Below are 14,751 nucleotides of genomic sequence, written 5' to 3'. Positions count from 1 at the left end.
CATGGATCGCCGGGTCAAGCCCGGCGATGACGATAGGGGCCCGGGGATGACGACCTTTATGCGTTCCTGATCTCGTCTCACACAGTCTAAAATACGATACCCAGATGCTCTGCTGCTTGGGCCACGCAGCGCTCGAAGACATCCAGCGCATCGAAAGGCCGGTCCTGGCCGTCCGCGGGCAGGACCATTGCCGGCCTGGCGCCGGCCTGCACGGCACCCGGGATCATGAGATTGTCCGGCAGGCCGAAGCCTTCGACCGTCACGCCCGCTAGCGGATCGGGATTGCGGGCGAGATAGTCCTGCGAGCGCTGCTGGAACAGCACCGCCGTATTGGAATAGCCGAAGATCGGCCGCCCGCGGCCCAGGAACCAACCAACTTCGATCAGCGTGCCGGAATCGGCCGAAGTGCCGCGGAAGGGCGTTAGATTGGCGATGATGATATCGGCCGCCTCCATCATCTCCACGTCCTTGGTGAAGATGGCGATGCCGGCCTGCGGCTCGGTCATGCTGGCGAGGCTCGCGATATCCTCGTTCAGCGGGGGCTGACCGCGAATGCCGTAGCGCGCGCAGATGTCCACTTTGCGCGCCGCGTGCTGAACGGCATTGGGGAGAAAGACATCGGGACCGGCGAGATAGGCTGTGATCATCGGATGATGATGCACAGCCTTTGCGTCGGCTGCAATCGGGCTAGAGGTTGTCGGGTTTTCCTCGAAGTGGCGTCATCCCCGTGCTTGTCACGGGGATCTTCTGTCTTGGGCGCCACAGTCAGAAGATCCCGGCTCAAGGCCGGGATGACGCGTTTGGAAGGCGAATCCGTTACCTTCTGACAAACGCCAGGGCCTCAGACCTTGCGGTTGGTCACGAGATCATCCACCACCGAGGGATCGGCGAGGGTTGAGGTGTCCCCGAGACTATCGACTTCATTGGCCGCGATCTTGCGCAGGATGCGCCGCATGATCTTGCCGCTGCGGGTTTTCGGCAGGCCCGGCGCCCATTGAATGACATCGGGCACTGCGATCGGGCCGATTTCCTTGCGCACCCAACCGGCGAGTTCCTTGAGCAGCGCATCCGTCGGCTCGATCCCGCGCTTAAGCGTGACATAGGCGTAGATGCCCTGGCCCTTCACGTCATGCGGATAGCCGACGACCGCCGATTCAGCGACTCCCTGATGCGAATCAAGGGCGCTTTCCACTTCCGCCGTGCCCATGCGATGGCCGGAGACGTTGATCACGTCATCGACGCGGCCGGTGATCCAGTAATAGCCATCGGCATCGCGGCGGGCACCGTCGCCGGTGAAGTAGAGGCCCTTGTAGGTGCTGAAATAGGTTTTGATGAAGCGGTCATGATCGCCGAAGACGGTGCGCATCTGTCCCGGCCAGCTGTCGGCGATGCAGAGATGCCCATCCGCCTCGCCTTCCAGCGGCGTGCCGTTGCTGTCGACGATGAGCGGCTTGACGCCGGGCAAGGGCAAGGTAGCGGAACCCGGCTTGAGCGGGCTGGTACCGGGCACGGGGGAAATGAGGATGCCGCCGGTTTCCGTCTGCCACCAGGTATCGACGATCGGGCAGCGGCTGTCGCCCACCACGGTGTAATACCATTCCCAGGCCTCGGGGTTGATCGGCTCACCGACGCTGCCGAGCAGCCTGAGGCTCGCGCGGCTGGCGCGCTTCACCGGTGCATCGCCATCGCGCATCAACGCGCGGATGGCGGTGGGCGCCGTATAGAAAATTTCGACCTTGTGCTTGTCGACCACCTCCCACAGCCGTCCGCAATCGGGATAGGTGGGCACGCCTTCAAACATCAGGGTCGTGGCACCATTCGCGAGCGGTCCGTAGACGATATAGGTATGACCTGTCACCCAGCCGACATCCGCCGTGCACCAGTAGATTTCCCCCGCGCGGTAATCGAAGACATGCTGGTGGGTGAAGCTGGCCCAGACCATATAGCCGCCGGTCGTATGCAGAACGCCCTTGGGGCTGCCGGTGCTGCCTGACGTATAAAGAATGAACAGCGGATCTTCCGCGCCCATCTCCGCAGGGGGGCAATCGGCCGAGGCATTGGCCACCAGCGCCGCATAATCATGATCGCGCCCCTCGACCCAGTTGACCTTGGCGCCCGTGACCGGCACCACGACGACGGTTTTGACGTCCGGGCATTTGGCGAGGGCTTCGTCGGTATTGGCCTTCAGTGGCACCCGGCGGCCGCCGCGACGGCCTTCGTCAGCGGTGATGACAACGCTCGACTTGCAGTCCTGAATGCGGCCAATCAGGCTTTGCGGCGAGAAGCCGCCGAAGACGACGGAATGGATGGCGCCGATGCGGGCGCAGGCGAGCATGGCGACCGCCGCTTCGATGACCATGGGCAGGTAGATGGTGACGCGGTCACCCTTCTGGACGCCGAGGCCCTTGAGCGCATTGGCGAATTTGCAGACGCGCGCATGGAGTTCGCGATAGGTGACGGAATCCTGCGTGCCCGGCTCGTCGCCTTCCCAGATGATGGCGGTCTGATCGCCGCGCGTTTCCAGATGCCGGTCGAGGCAGGAGACGGAGGCGTTGAGCGTGCCGTCCTCGAACCATTTGATCGAGACATCGCCCTCAAAGCTCGTGTTCTTGATCTTGGTCGGCGGCTTGACCCAGGCGATGCGCGACGTCGCTTCGCGCTTCCAGAAGCCTTCGAGGTCGGACGCCGCCTCGGCGCGCAGCTTTGCGACCCGCCCGGCGCTTTCCGTCAAGCGGGGCGAGGTTGGATGACTGGCGTAATTCACATGGTCAGGCATGGTGGCCTCCTCCGTCATTCACAGCGCCTTGCGGCGTCCGTGGCGTCCGGCTTCATCGTCCGGTTCCCCTCAAAATCCGAGCCTTGGACGCGGAAGTCAAACGCTTTTGCGGCAGCCTGGGGCTTGGTCAGGGCTGCCCGCTATGGGCAAATTCATGCAAAGCCGAAACAATTGTCGAGAAGGCTTCGGCGATGGTGCCGCTGACGGCGCGGCCGCGCAGATAGCCATGCACCAGGCCGCGGCCGGGATGGAACGTCACGGGCACGCCGCAGTCTTTCAGGGCCGCGTAATAGTCATGCGCGTCCTCGGCCAGCGGGTCGATATCGGCGGCGAAGATGGCGGTGGGCGGCATGCCGGCGAAGTCCCGCGTCGCGAGCGGCGACGCTTCGGGATCGGTGGTGACGACCGGTTCGCCGCCCAGATAGGCGCCGACATAGAAGGCGAGACTTGCCGCCGGCAGCAGGGGCGCATCTGCCTTCGGGCTGCCGATAGCGCGGGCGTAATCGGGATGCAGCATGGGGTAGATCAGCACCTGGGCCCATGGCATGGGTTTGCCGCGGCGGCGAAGACGCAGGCAGAGGGCGGCTGCCAGGGTGGCACCCGCACTGTCCCCCGCCAGAATGACATGCTGATGGCTGTCGAGCAGATCGTCATAGGCAGCTTCGGCATCATCCAAAGCGGCCGGATAGGGATGTTCGGGCGAGAGCCGGTAATCGAGAGCGACGATTGCGACCTCGGCCCCGGCGGCGAGATCGGCGCAGATACTGTCATGGCTGTCGAGCCCGCCGACGACGAAGCCGCCACCATGCAGATAGAGCACGACGCGGCCGGGAATGGCATCCGGTGAGGCGAAGCTGCGCACCGCGAGTGTGCGCGCCGGGTTCTGGGCGTGCAGGATGGCATCCCGCGTGCGCAGTCCCGGCGGGTGGCGAATAGCGAAGGCCGCGCACATCTGGTCATAGGCGTGCCGGATCTCTGCCAGGGTCGCGTCTGAACCCAATCCTTTGCCGAAGCTTTCGGTCCGCTTGATGAACGCGCGAACCCCTGCATCGAGATCGAACTGGGTCATGGCCGTTTTCCTAGTCGGCTGTGGCGGAGGAGCCTGATTTGATTTTGTAGGACATGCCGATTTCAACTTCGGTAATGGCCTGATGCGTGTAGTTCAGCGCGGCCTGGACATGGCCGGCCTTGTCCTGCGGTGCCTGACCCAGCGCCGCGGCGGCCGTGGTCAGCGCGTCGAGTGCTGCATTCATATGACCCTGGTGGTGCAGCGCGCAGCCCGCGATAAGGCTGCCGCCGGCGAAGGCGCCCGCCAGGACGACGCCGCGGACAGTACGGCGGGAGAGCAGAGACGGCATCATGGCGTCACCGCCTGGATCTCGGCCTGGGCCTTGGCGATCAGCGCCAGTGCCGCGGCCGGATGGCCGCCCTTGTTGTCCGTGGTGGCAGCAAGCGCGTCATGCGCGCGGCCCAGCGCGGCCATCGCCGTTGCCAGATGCGGCTCCTCGGCGATCGCCGACGCCGTCAAAGCCCCGGCCGCGACCGCGGCCACTACCCAAAGTCCAAAGCGTACGCCCGTCATCCCCGGCTCCCATTCCTATGCGCCCAGGATAGCCGGAACCCGGGCGCGCGCCAGAGCCGATCGCAGGCTTCAGGAAGCGTGCTGTTCCGCCGCGGCCCGCTCGCGGATGGCGCGCGCCATAGAGGCGATGCCATTGCCCCGGTTGGTCGACAGCGCTTCCAGCAAACCCAGTTCTTTCAGGAAGACAGGGTCGGTCGCCCGGATTTCATCAGGGGTGCGGCCGGAATAGACGCGCAGCAAAAGGGCGACCAGGCCGGAGACGATGGCAGCGTCCGAAGCGCCGGCGAAGAACAGGCGGCCGTCGCGGGCCTCGGCCTCCATCCAGACCCGGCTTTGGCAGCCGGGCACGCGATGCGCGTCATTCGCCCAGGCATCCGGGAAGGGCGGCAGCTTACGGCCAAGCTCGATGATATAGCCGTAGCGCTCCATCCAATCGTCGAAGACGCCCAGCTCATCTCCGATGGCGGAGATGGCCTCGGCGGCCGTCTCCTCCTCGGGTGTCACGAAGGGGGCAGCCGCCTCCGTCACAGGATGAACCGGCTGAGATCGCCGCGGGCGGCTAAGGGCGCCACGCGATCCCGCACCGTCCCGGCATCGACCGTCACTGTCTCACCCGGCCGGTCGGAGGCGGTGAAGCTGATCTCCTCAAAGAGCTTCTCCAGCACCGTCGAGAGCCGGCGGGCACCGATATTCTCAACCCGGTCATTGATGTCGGCGGCGAGTTCGGCGACCGCGTCGATCGCATCCTCGGTGATATCGAGCGAGACATGCTCGGTGCCCATCAGCGCGACATATTGCTTGAGCATATTGTGCTCAGGCTCGGTCAGGATGCGGCGCATATCCTCGCGCGAGAGCGGCGACAGCTCGACGCGGATGGGCAGACGACCCTGCAGTTCCGGCAGCAGGTCCGACGGTTTCGCGACATGGAAGGCGCCGGAGGCGATGAACAGGATATGGTCGGTCTTCACCGCACCATGCTTGGTGTTCACCGTGGTGCCTTCGATCAGCGGCAGCAGATCACGCTGCACGCCTTCGCGGCTGACATCGCCGCCGCGGAAGCCGCCATCGGAGCGAGCGCAGATCTTGTCGATCTCGTCCAGGAAGACGATGCCGTTATTCTCGGCATGATGGACGGCGTCCTTGATGAGCTGCTCATTATCGAGCAGCTTGTCGGCCTCCTCACGCTCCAGCGCGCGCCGGGCATTGGCGACCGTCATCTTCTTCGCCTGGGGCTGGCGGCCGAACATGCCCTTCATCATATCGCCGAGATTGATCGCCTGGCCGGGCTGAAGGTCCATCTGGCCGATAGCATTGGGCGGGGCTTCGGCGACCGAGACCTCGATCTCCTTTTCCTCGAACTCATCATTGCGCAGCATGCGACGGAATTTGGACCGGGTGTCGGCGGCCGCACCCTCGCCCACGAGCGCGGTGACGATGCGCTCCTCGGCGTTCAGCTCGGCCTTCGCCTGCACATCCTTGCGGCTGGTCTCGCGCAGCATGGCGATGCTGACCTCGACCAGGTCGCGGACAATGCTTTCAACGTCGCGGCCGACATAGCCGACTTCGGTGAATTTGGTCGCTTCGACTTTCAGAAAGGGCGCCTGGGCGAGCTTGGCGAGGCGGCGGGCGATTTCGGTTTTGCCGCAGCCGGTGGGGCCGATCATGAGGATATTGCGGGGGACGATCTCTTCACGCAGGCCCTCGGGCACCTGCTGGCGGCGCCAGCGGTTGCGGAGTGCAATGGCGACCGCGCGTTTCGCATCATTCTGGCCGACGATGAAACGGTCGAGTTCGGAGACGATCTCCCGGGGGGAGTAGGTGGGGACTTCCATAACTATCTATTCCTAGCACCGCGGCCCGGCCCCGCTTGGCGGCAGCCGATCGCAGCCTGAAAATTGGTCATTACCGCTTAAAGCGGGGCCCGCGAAGGACGGGCAGAGAATGCGGTCAGATGGTCTCCACGACAAGGCTGTGGTTGGTATAGACGCAAATGTCGCCAGCGATCTTCATGGAGCGGCGAACGATCTCTTCGGCTGAGAGGTCAGGGATATCGATGAGCGCGCGGGCGGCGGAGAGGGCGTAATTGCCGCCCGAGCCGATGCCGATGATGCCGTCTTCCGGCTCCAGCACGTCACCATTGCCGGTGAGCGTATAGGAATGGTCGCGGTCGGCGACGATCATCATGGCTTCCAGCCGGCGCAGGTAGCGGTCGGTCCGCCAGTCCTTGGCGAGTTCGACGCAGGCGCGTTCGAGCTGGTTGGGGAAGCGCTCAAGCTTGGCTTCGAGCCGTTCCAGCAGGGTGAAGGCGTCAGCCGTGGCGCCTGCGAAGCCCGCGATCACCTGACCATTGCCGATGCGGCGGACTTTCCGCGCATTGCCCTTGATTACGGTCTGGCCGAGCGTCACCTGGCCGTCACCGCCGACCGCGACCTGATCGCCGCGCCGGACTGAGAGGATGGTTGTGCCGTGCCAACCGATAGGATCGTGCGGCGAGGGGGATGTATTGAACATGGCTCCGAGATGGTTCTGCACACGATTTCGTGCAAGCGGTTGATCCTCTACCGGTCATGTGACTGACGCATGAGAGGGGTGGCTAAATGCCGCGCCGGCCGAAAAGCGTCTCGATTTCGGAGCGGCTCATCTTGAGGAAGGTCGGCCGGCCATGGCTGCAGGTGGCGGCCCGCGGCACCTGTTCCATCTGGCGCAGAAGCGCGTTCATCTCGTCTGCATTCATGCGCCGCCCAGCGCGGATGCTGCCGTGGCAGGCCATGCGCGCGATGACGGCGTCAAGCTTTTGGGAGAGCGCCGTGCTTTCCTCCATCTCGGCCAGTTCCTCGGCGATGTCGCGCAGCAGGGGCGCCGGATCGGCCGTGCCGAGCACGGCGGGCATGGCGCGGACCAGGATGGCACCGGGGCCGAAAGCTTCAATCTCCAGGCCGAGACGGGCGAGGTCGGGGGCGGCCTCGCCCAGGCGCGCCGCATCACGCGGCGCCAGATCCACGACGGAAGGCAGCAGCAGCGGCTGGCTGCGCGGACCCACGCTGCCGATGACCTGATCGCGCAAGGCTTCATGGGTCAGCCGTTCATGGGCGGCGTGCTGATCGACCAGGATCAGCGTCCCGTCATCGGCGACCGCGATAATATAGGTGTCGAGCACCTGGGCGACGGCCGCGCCCAGCGGATGGCCGGGTTCGGGATCGGCGGGTACGGCCGTCGGCAGCGCGCGGGCGGAGGGTGCGTCGGCGAAGGGCAGCGGCACCTCGGCGGCATAGACGGGCGCCGGGCCTGTGCTCGCGACGGCGGGCTGGCGCTCGGCCAGCATCTGGGCGCCGGTTCCCGCGTAGGACGGACCCGTGTAGAGCGGCGCCGGGATCGCATCCGGCCTTGTATAGGCGTTGACCGCGCGGCCATAGCCGCGGATCGCCGCGCGCGGCTGGAATTGCAGTGCGGCCGGGCGGGAGAGCGCGCCGCGCAGGGCGCTGATCAGCAGGCCGCGGATGCGCTCTGCGTCGCGAAAGCGCAGTTCCGTCTTGGCGGGATGGACATTCACATCGACCGCGCGATGCGGCAGGTCGAGCCAGAGGCCGGCGACCGGAAAGCGGCCCCGCGGCATGACCTCCTGATAGGCGACGCGCAACGCGGTTTTGAGCAGCGGGTCCATCACCGGCCGGCCGTTGACGACCAGATACTGCCCGGCGCCGGTGGCGCGATGGGTGGCGGCAGCCCCCGCGAAGCCCGAGAGGCTGATCTCCTCGCGCTCAGCCTCGACCACCAGCAGCGTCTCAGCCTCATCGGGGCTGAGCAGGGCGGCAAGGCGTGCGCGGCGATCGGAGGCCGGCAGGTCGAGCAGAAGGCGGCCGTCATGCTCCAGCCGGAAGGCGACATCGGGTGCGGCCAGCGCCAGGCGGCGGATGACCGCCTCGGCGTGATCGGCCTCCGCCCGCGGGCTGCGCAGGAAGGCGCGGCGGGCGGGCGTCGCGAAGAACAGGTCCGCGACCACGATGCGCGTGCCGGCCTGCCCGGCAGCCGGCTCGACCTCCGAGACCAGCCCGCCCTCGACGCGGATGCTGTGCGCGCTGTCGGCGCCCGGCGGACGGCTGGTGATGGACAGGCGCGCGGCCGCGCCGATCGAGGGCAGCGCCTCACCGCGGAAGCCGAGCGTGGTGATATGGACGAGGTCGGCGGCCTCATCGAGCTTGCTGGTGGCATGGCGCTGAATGGCGAGCGGCAGCTGTCCGGCTGTGATGCCGCAGCCGTCGTCGCTGACCTCGATGCGGCGAATGCCGCCTTCCTGAAGCGAGACGCGGATATGCCGCGCCCCGGCATCGAGCGCGTTTTCGACCAGTTCCTTCACCGCGGCGGCCGGACGCTCGACCACCTCGCCGGCGGCGATGCGGTCCACGACATGGCTCGGCAGGAGGCGAATCGTCGGCATGGTGCTGGACTGTGCCATAGAAGCGCGGGCCGCTCCATGAGAAGGGTGGGGGTGTGATCTGAACCGGACTGTGTCCTCTCAGAGCCTATGCCGCCGTTCGCACGGCCTGTCTGTGCCGCCGATAGAGGAAGCGGTCCATCTCCGGCACAAACCTGACGACTTCAAATCCTGCCTTTTCCAAAACATGCCGCGATCCAGCATTCGCAGGGTGGGCGAAGGCTCTCACCTCCGGCAAGCGCAGCGCATGGTCGGCAAGGCTCATGCAGGCGGCAACCATCTCCGAGGCATAGCCCTGTCCCCAGACCGATGGATGGAAGAAATAGGCTATCTCGACACCCCAGCCCGGATCGAACGGATCGTCGTAGAGCCCGCCCCAACCGATACTGCGCCCATCCGATTTGGCGACAATGGTCCACGGAGCGTAGCCATCATAGCGGCGGCGCCATTCATGGACAGCGATCCGGCGACGGCATTCGCGCAGGGAGGCATCGGTATGGGTATGCTGCATGGCCTTGGCATCGCCCAGGAACTCGAAAAGCGCTGATACGTCTGCCAGGCGCGGCCGGCGCAGAAGCAGTCGCGGTGTTTCAATCTCCACAGGCAGCCCTCCTGCTGAAAGCTTGATCGCCCCACCGTCCGGCAGGAGCGATGGGCAGACCTTGCCTGAGAGCCCCGGCATTGGTCAGGCGCGGCCAGTCAATGTGCGCCGCGCCAGGATGGGACTGCCATTCCTGTGTGCCTGCAGCGAGGCGCGGTCCCAGTCATAGACGACGGCGCGGAGATCAACCGACCAGGCGCCGCCCGGCCCGCGCGTGGCGACCGCATAGCGGGCGTGTGGCGATCCGGTTTCGATCGCATGCGGGACGGGGCCGTCATCCGTATAGGCGGGCATCCCGATGCTGCCAGGATTCACCACCGTAACGGCCCCGACCTGAACCAAGCGCGGCACGTGGGTATGACCGCAGAGGACGAGGCTGGCCGGGCCGATGCCTTTCAGGCGCGGCCGGATCGCGTCTTCTGACGCCAGGACCGCGCGGCCGCTGGTCACGTTCTCGAGAAGATATTCGAGATCGCCGCCGGCAGGACTGCCGTGGCAGGCGAAGATGTCACCATCCGCCAGCTGCAGCGTTGCAGGCAGGCTCCTGATCCATGCCATATGCGCCGCCGACAAAAGGGGGCGTGCGAAAGCGACAGAACTGCTGCTGTCATCACCTGCAATGAGATTCCGCTCGTGGTTACCGGTCAGGGTTGGGCAGCCCAGCGCGATCTGCGTATCGGCGCTGCCAGCCGGGTCGAAGGGGCCGGTGACCAAGTCCCCAAGATTGACCACTAAGTCGGGTGCCTGGCCGCGCAGATCCGCGACGACGGCTTCAAGAGCCAGCAGATTGCCATGGGTATCAGCGAGGATAGCGACGCGCATAGTAGCGCCGGCGGCGAACTTCGGATCTGCCACGCTAGAGCCCGGCATAGGCCGCGGCGTCTTCTGGGCCGGTCCATTCGCCAAAGGTCGCGAAGGGGTCGTCCTGCGCTGGGGTTGCGTGCTTTCGCGTCAGGATCACTCGCCCAGCCTCGATGACATAGGCAAGTTCGTCCCCGTCCCGCAGGTGCAGCGCCTGGCGCACTGACTTGGGTATGCTGGTCTGAGAACGGGGCCTGAGACGGCTGGTGATCATGCTTTGAGGCTAGAGCGGGACATGAGCGTCTTCAAGCAAATGCGCCGCCTGCGCTGGGCTGCCTCCCGCGGGGAGAGTCGCAAAATCCCGCTGGACAGGGTAGGTGGCGGGCCCGGCCCCGATGGACGGGGCTGCTACCTGGGTTCGACGCATGGCTTACGCCGTCAAGGAAATTTTCTATACGCTGCAGGGCGAGGGCCGGAATGCCGGCCGCGCGGCGGTCTTCTGCCGCTTTGCCGGCTGCAATCTGTGGTCCGGCCGCGAAGAGGACCGCGCGGCGGCCGCCTGCCGCTTTTGCGATACCGATTTCGTGGGCCTCGACGGGCCGGGCGGCGGCCGGTTCGCGACGGCCGAGGCCCTGGCCGCAGCCATCGCGGCGACCTGGCCCGCGGGCGCGGGCGGCCTGCCCCTGGTGGTGCTGACCGGCGGCGAGCCGCTGCTGCAGGTCGATGCCGGGCTGACGGAAGCGCTGCACCAGGCGGGGTTCGAGATCGCGGTCGAGACCAATGGCACGCTCCCCGTGCCGGCGGGCATCGACTGGGTCTGCGTCAGCCCCAAGGCCGGCAATGCGGTGGTGGTGACCCAAGGCGACGAACTCAAGCTTGTCTATCCGCAGGCGGGGGCCGAGCCTGCGCTTTATGAGCAGCTTGCCTTCGACCATTTCCTGCTCTCACCCATGGATGGGCCGGGGACGGCCGCCAATACACAGGCGGCGGTCGCCTTCTGCCTGCAAAACCCGCGCTGGCGGCTGAGCCTGCAGACGCATAAGTTTCTTGGAATCGCCTGATGTTTGAATTGACGAAACAATTTCGCTTCGATGCTGCCCATACCCTGGACCGTCGCATCGATACCGAACCGAGCCGGCGTATCCATGGCCATTCCTACCGGGCGACCGTTACCGTGCGCGGCACGCCAGACCCGGAGAGCGGCATGGTGATCGACCTTGGCCTCTTCGAGCGGCTGCTGGCCGAAGCGCGGGACGGGTTGGATCACCGTTTTCTGGATGAGGTTTCCGACCTTGGCCCGGCGACGCTGGAGAATCTCTGTCTCTGGATCTGGCGGAAGCTAGAGGGTCGGTGTCAGGGCCTGGCCAAGGTCGCCGTCCACCGGGACAGCGAAGGTGACGCCTGCGTCTATTTCGGCCCGGACGTCTGACCGCCGGCCGCGGCCGTAAAGCTAACCTTAACGCTATTGCGGCATCTTCATTTCAGGACGTTTCGCTATTCGACGCTGATCCTCACCGGATTAGAGTCGAACTGGGGGCCGGCATTGGAGTAGAGATTGCCTATGGCGACTTTTCGATCTCGCACCGAACCCGCCAGGGCGGAAATTGCAGGCTCCGAATTCTTTCTTGGTCGCCAGCCCATCGTTGGCCGGCGGCGAGAACTGATTGCCTATGAGCTTTTGTTCCGATCCGGCCAGCATGACTTTGCCGGCGTTACTGATGATTTCGCAGCCACAGCCACCGTCATCGACAATCTGTTTTCCTCCCTCGGCATCGACCGGGCGCTCGGGGATCGCAAAGGCTTCATCAACGTCAGCGAAGACGTCCTGATGAGCGATATCATCGAGATCCTGCCACATAGCCGTATTGTTCTCGAAATATTGGAAGATGTGCCACTGACATCGTCTGTCCTGGAACGGTGCCAACAGCTGCGTGGCTTAGGCTATCAGCTGGCTTTGGATGACGTCGTCACCCTGCAGACCGAGCATAAAGCCTTTCTTGACCATATCGATTACGTCAAATGCGATATCGGCGGTATGAGCACGCGGTGTCAGGTCGATCTGGTTCGCGAAGTGCGCGGCCATGGCGCCATCCCTTTGGCGGAGAAGGTCGAGACGGTCGAGCAGTATGATGACTGCAAGGCGGTGGGCTTCGATCTGTTCCAGGGCTATTTTTTTGCCCGCCCGGTGATTTTGAGCGGACGCCGCGTGCAGCCATCCAAACTGGGGCTGATCCGCATTCTGCGTCTGCTCGCCGATGCGGAGGATAACCAGTCGCTGGAGGTGGCGCTGAAGGAGGCGCCGGACCTCGCCATGCGCATTCTCAAAACCGCGAGCTGTGCGGCCTATAGTCCGGTCAGCAAGGTCACCAGTCTCCGTCAGGCGATTGCGCTTCTTGGTCGGCGGCAGATCCGGCAGCTGGTCCAGATCATGCTGTTTGCCCAGCACGGGGGCGCCGATCTCGGCTCCGACCCGCTGGTCCAGACGGCCGCCATCCGTGGCCGGCTGATGGACAGTCTGGCCGCTGGCCAGGGACTGTCGCATTTGCGCGATGAAGCTTTTACGGTCGGCATCCTGAGCCTCGCGGATAGTCTGCTCGGCCAGAGCATGAGCGAACTCATGACCCTGCTCAATTTAGAGGATGCGTTGCGCGCCGCTGTGGTGGAGCATGCCGGGCCGCTGGGACGGCTGCTGTCGCTGGTCGAAGCAAGCGAGGGGCGCGACCAGGACAGGTTCGGCGCGATCGCGACACATCTCGCCGGGACCGATGCCATGGTCTTCAACCATATGCAGATCGAAGCCATCCAATGGGCGAGCCGGCTTTAAGCCAGCTAACAGTCCGTGCCGGCTGACCTTTTGGGCCAACCGGCACGGCTTTGCGTCAGCCTTCGCCGCGGAGCGACAGGAACTGCTGCATCAGGCCGGTGGTGGAGCCGTCGTGCTGGCCGAGATCGGCATGGGGCTCCAGCGAGGGGATGATCGCCTGGGCCAGCTTCTTGCCGAGTTCGACGCCCCACTGGTCGAAGCTGTTGATGCCCCAGATGGCACCCTGAACGGCCACCTTGTGTTCGTAGAGCACGATCAGACGGCCGAGGCTGTAAGCGTCCAGCTGCTTGTAGAGGATCGTCGTGCTGGGCCGCTGGCCGGTGAAGACGCGATGCGGCGCGACCCGTTTGATGGTCTCCTCATCCGTGCCGGCCTTCCGCATCTCCGCGGTCACTTCGTCGAGCGATTTGCCGGCGAGCAGCGCCTCGGCCTGCGCGAAGACATTCGCGGCCAGGATACGGTGCGCCTCGGGCCGGTTATGGTCGGGCACCGCGGCCAGGATGAAATCGACCGGCACCAGCGCCGGGCCCTGATGCACGAGCTGCATGAAGCTGTGCTGCGCGTCGGTGCCGGGCTCGCCGAAGACGACCGGGCAGGTCTGATGCGTCACCTGGTCACCCGCGAGGCGGGTGGACTTGCCGTTGCTCTCCATCTCAAGCTGCTGGAGATAGGCCGGGAAACGGGCGAGGCGGGCATCATAGGCGAGGATGCAGAGTGTCGCCGCATGCAGCACGTCCAGGTTCCAAATACCGGTCAGCGCCAGCAGAACCGGCAGGTTCTTCTCAAGCGGCGTCGCGCGGAAATGGTGGTCCATGGCCCGCCCACCGGCGAGGAACTGCTCGAACGCGTCCCAGCCGGCGGCCAGCGCCACTGAGAGGCCGATGGCAGACCAAACCGAATAGCGGCCGCCGACCCAGTCGCGGAAGCCGAAGACGCGATCTTCGGGGATGCCGAATTTCGCCGTCTCCTTCAGATTGGTAGAGAGCGCCGCAAAGTGATGCTTCACCGCATCCTCGCCCAGCGCCGCCGCCAGCCAGTCACGCGCGGCATGGCCGTTGGTCATGGTCTCCAGCGTCGTGAAGGTCTTGCTGGCGACGAGCACCAGGGTGCGCGCCGGATTCAGCTCACGCGCAAATTGCGCGAAGGCATGGCCATCGACGTTCGAGAGGAAATGCGGTGTGATCTTGGCGCCATGCACGAAGGTCAGCGCGAGCGAGACCATGCGCGGCCCGAGATCGGAGCCGCCGATGCCGATATTGAGCACATCGGTGAAGGGCTTGCCGTCGGCCGCGACAATCTCGCCCGCATGCACGGCGCGGACGAATTTTTCCATATGATCGCGCTCATGCGCCGCGACCTTCGACGCGTCCTCATAGCTGCCGTCGGGCAGGATGGCGCGGAAGCCGTCTCCCGGCAGGCTGCGCAGCGCCATATGCATGGCCGAGCGATGCTCGGTGATATTCACCGGCTCACCGGCGAAAAGGCGGGCGATGAAATCTTCGACCTTGGCCGCGCGGGCGAGGTCGAACAGACCTTCCAGCGCCGCGGGGCTGATCGAGGTCTTGGAGAAATCGAGGAAGAGATCCTCGAAGCTGGCCGAGAATTTTTCGGCGCGGTTGGGGTCTGCCGCAAACAGCGGGGTGATCAGCCGGCCGCCGGGCGCCGCGGCCAGGGCATCGAGCTTATCCCAGGCGGCTTTCGTCGCGGCGGCAGGCAAGGGGGTGGGTTCGGACAT

General features: G+C 65.3%; 16 protein-coding genes. 3 read left to right on the top strand and 13 right to left on the bottom strand.

The features are described from left to right. Nucleotides 1-86: 86 nt before the first annotated feature. From AC3G7M_RS03010 to AC3G7M_RS02955, 12 genes are all read right to left on the bottom strand, one after another. On the bottom strand, nucleotides 87-647 hold the full coding sequence (locus AC3G7M_RS03010; RefSeq protein ID WP_489214242.1) for a nucleoside 2-deoxyribosyltransferase: 561 nt from the start codon (nucleotides 645-647) through the stop codon (nucleotides 87-89). 194 nt (nucleotides 648-841) lie between these two features. After that, nucleotides 842-2,794, bottom strand: a complete 1,953-nt coding sequence (gene acs, locus AC3G7M_RS03005) for an acetate--CoA ligase (protein WP_489214241.1) — start codon at nucleotides 2,792-2,794, stop codon at nucleotides 842-844. A gap of 109 nt (nucleotides 2,795-2,903) precedes the next feature. Further along, nucleotides 2,904-3,845, bottom strand: a complete 942-nt coding sequence (locus tag AC3G7M_RS03000) for an alpha/beta hydrolase (RefSeq protein WP_489214240.1) — start codon at nucleotides 3,843-3,845, stop codon at nucleotides 2,904-2,906. A gap of 10 nt (nucleotides 3,846-3,855) precedes the next feature. Beyond that, nucleotides 3,856-4,137, bottom strand: coding sequence for a hypothetical protein (locus tag AC3G7M_RS02995; protein ID WP_489214239.1), 282 nt, complete (start codon nucleotides 4,135-4,137; stop codon nucleotides 3,856-3,858). Then, the gene (locus AC3G7M_RS02990) at nucleotides 4,134-4,358 is read right to left on the bottom strand and encodes a hypothetical protein (RefSeq protein WP_489214238.1); all 225 of its coding nucleotides are present in this window, start codon (nucleotides 4,356-4,358) and stop codon (nucleotides 4,134-4,136) included. The genes AC3G7M_RS02995 and AC3G7M_RS02990 overlap by 4 nt, the downstream gene beginning before the upstream one ends. Nucleotides 4,359-4,427: 69 nt before the next feature. Continuing rightward, entirely contained in the window at nucleotides 4,428-4,886 is a 459-nt protein-coding gene (locus tag AC3G7M_RS02985; protein ID WP_489214237.1) for a SufE family protein, read from the bottom strand. Then, nucleotides 4,883-6,190: an ATP-dependent protease ATPase subunit HslU gene (gene hslU / locus AC3G7M_RS02980; RefSeq protein WP_489214236.1), complete on the bottom strand. Its 1,308-nt coding sequence runs from the start codon at nucleotides 6,188-6,190 to the stop codon at nucleotides 4,883-4,885. Before hslU ends, AC3G7M_RS02985 begins: the two co-directional genes overlap by 4 nt. A gap of 115 nt (nucleotides 6,191-6,305) precedes the next feature. Beyond that, the gene (gene hslV / locus AC3G7M_RS02975; protein ID WP_489214235.1) at nucleotides 6,306-6,869 is read right to left on the bottom strand and encodes an ATP-dependent protease subunit HslV; all 564 of its coding nucleotides are present in this window, start codon (nucleotides 6,867-6,869) and stop codon (nucleotides 6,306-6,308) included. Between the two features lie 82 nt (nucleotides 6,870-6,951). Continuing rightward, nucleotides 6,952-8,811, bottom strand: coding sequence for a DNA mismatch repair endonuclease MutL (gene mutL, locus AC3G7M_RS02970; RefSeq protein ID WP_489214234.1), 1,860 nt, complete (start codon nucleotides 8,809-8,811; stop codon nucleotides 6,952-6,954). Between the two features lie 67 nt (nucleotides 8,812-8,878). Then, nucleotides 8,879-9,391: a GNAT family N-acetyltransferase gene (locus AC3G7M_RS02965; RefSeq protein WP_489214233.1), complete on the bottom strand. Its 513-nt coding sequence runs from the start codon at nucleotides 9,389-9,391 to the stop codon at nucleotides 8,879-8,881. Between the two features lie 84 nt (nucleotides 9,392-9,475). Continuing rightward, a complete protein-coding gene (locus tag AC3G7M_RS02960) occupies nucleotides 9,476-10,246 on the bottom strand; it encodes a metallophosphoesterase family protein (protein ID WP_489214232.1) in 771 nt (256 codons plus the stop codon). 1 nt (nucleotide 10,247) lies between these two features. Beyond that, nucleotides 10,248-10,466, bottom strand: a complete 219-nt coding sequence (locus AC3G7M_RS02955; RefSeq protein WP_489214231.1) for an AbrB/MazE/SpoVT family DNA-binding domain-containing protein — start codon at nucleotides 10,464-10,466, stop codon at nucleotides 10,248-10,250. Between the two features lie 151 nt (nucleotides 10,467-10,617). On the opposite strand from AC3G7M_RS02955, the gene queE reads away from it, so the two are divergent. The 3 genes from queE (at nucleotide 10,618) to AC3G7M_RS02940 (ending at nucleotide 13,016) form a co-directional block, all read left to right on the top strand. After that, the gene (queE, locus tag AC3G7M_RS02950) at nucleotides 10,618-11,253 is read left to right on the top strand and encodes a 7-carboxy-7-deazaguanine synthase (RefSeq protein ID WP_489214230.1); all 636 of its coding nucleotides are present in this window, start codon (nucleotides 10,618-10,620) and stop codon (nucleotides 11,251-11,253) included. Further along, the gene (locus AC3G7M_RS02945) at nucleotides 11,253-11,621 is read left to right on the top strand and encodes a 6-pyruvoyl trahydropterin synthase family protein (protein ID WP_489214229.1); all 369 of its coding nucleotides are present in this window, start codon (nucleotides 11,253-11,255) and stop codon (nucleotides 11,619-11,621) included. The genes queE and AC3G7M_RS02945 overlap by 1 nt, the downstream gene beginning before the upstream one ends. A 132-nt stretch (nucleotides 11,622-11,753) precedes the next feature. Continuing rightward, nucleotides 11,754-13,016: an EAL and HDOD domain-containing protein gene (locus AC3G7M_RS02940; RefSeq protein WP_489214228.1), complete on the top strand. Its 1,263-nt coding sequence runs from the start codon at nucleotides 11,754-11,756 to the stop codon at nucleotides 13,014-13,016. 55 nt (nucleotides 13,017-13,071) lie between these two features. Here AC3G7M_RS02940 and pgi read toward each other — a convergent pair whose 3' ends face one another. Next, a complete protein-coding gene (pgi, locus tag AC3G7M_RS02935) occupies nucleotides 13,072-14,751 on the bottom strand; it encodes a glucose-6-phosphate isomerase (protein WP_489214227.1) in 1,680 nt (559 codons plus the stop codon).

Source organism: Acidisoma sibiricum, from assembly GCF_057837225.1.
This window is presented reverse-complemented; position numbering and strand designations above follow the sequence as displayed.